This window comes from Enterococcus italicus (assembly GCF_023743875.1).
GTDB classification, from domain to species: domain Bacteria; phylum Bacillota; class Bacilli; order Lactobacillales; family Enterococcaceae; genus Enterococcus_G; species Enterococcus_G italicus.
On record NZ_JAMRVB010000012.1, the window covers coordinates 1 to 1,363 of the forward strand.

At 32.4% G+C, this 1,363-nt stretch carries 2 protein-coding genes; both read right to left on the reverse strand.

What is annotated here, in order from left to right; all coding sequences use genetic code 11:
• Positions 1 to 66: 66 nt before the first annotated feature.
• The gene (locus NE257_RS11435; protein ID WP_251886523.1) at positions 67 to 942 is read right to left on the reverse strand and encodes an IS3 family transposase; all 876 of its coding nucleotides are present in this window, start codon (positions 940 to 942) and stop codon (positions 67 to 69) included.
• Between the two features lie 5 nt (positions 943 to 947).
• Positions 948 to 1,363, reverse strand: a 416-nt coding sequence (locus NE257_RS11440) for a helix-turn-helix domain-containing protein (protein WP_251886522.1), incomplete at its 5' end; no start/stop codon positions are given.

Here is a 1,363-nt window from a genome sequence, read left to right on the forward strand (position 1 = left end):
AAGGGAATTTCTTCTGCAGTATAAAATAAAGTTTAAACAAGCGGCAGCGCGTTAGTAAGATGAGCGCTACGATACATATTTTAAACGATATTCAACGGGAGAAAGCCAATTTAACTTTGCTTTACGCCGTTTATGATTATAATAATGTATAAAATTTTGGATAGCTAATTTCAATTCTTCAAAAGAATGAAATACTTTTCCATAATACATACTTTGTTTCAAAATGCTAAAGAAGTTTTCCATTAAAGAATTATCTAAGCAGTTTCCCTTGCGGGACATGCTTTGAAAGATTTGTTTATACTTTAATCGCCTGACGTAGGCTTTCATTTGGTAGCCCCATCCTTGATCTGAGTGAAAGGTTCTGCGAAATGGACAATCACTTGTAATCTGGATAGCCTCTTCTAATCCCTCCATAATAGCTTTTGCATTTGGTGATGTAGAAATTCGATAGCTTAGAATTTCACTATTAAACATATCCATAAATGGATCTAAATAGAGTTTTTTTACTTGCATATTCCCAGCATTATCTTTGATATAATATTTAAATTCTGTTGTATCTGTAGTAATTTTTTGGTGAGGAACTGTTGTATGGAATCTTCTACGAATTTTATTTTTCGCAGTAGTACCTACGGTTCCTTTATAAGAATTATACTTTCTAGATTTACGTGTAAAAACTTTACATTGTATATTATTTTCTCTTTTTAATCTTTGAATCTTTTTGTGATTAACAACTTTCCCTCTAGCACGTAACTCTTGATTAATATAACGATATCCTACAGCTTCATAATTTCCTTCAAATATATCCCTAATCTCATTAATCAGATCTTGGTCTAGATTTACTTCGTCTAAACGATTTTTCCAATGATAGAAAGTGGCTTTAGCTAAGCCGATAAACGACAATATATCCTTTATATGAAATGATTTTTGGAGCTCACAGGCGATTTTCGTTAATTCTTTTTTTGTTGGCTTTTTCGCTTCTGTAAACTCCTTAGTTCTTTTAAATAGGCAATTTCCAGTCGTTGCATATAGTTTTCTTGTTCGAGTTCTTTGATGCGATCTTCAGTAGTTTGATTCTCTCTATCGAGATTTACGTTCTTTGTTTTATTTATACTTTTCTTTTTTTCTTCAGGCATTTTGGATGGTCTCCCTTTTGCATTTGAAAGTCCATCAATACCATTAGTTCTATATTTGGTAAGCCACGCGGAGATTAAAGCAGGATTATTTAATCCTATTGAATTCGCAACTTCACGAGTGGACATTTCATTAGTCAAATATAACTCTATCGCATTCAGCTTCTCTTGAACAGAATAAACTTTATTTTTTCGACTACGAAGTAGTCCATCAGGACCAAATTGAAGATATG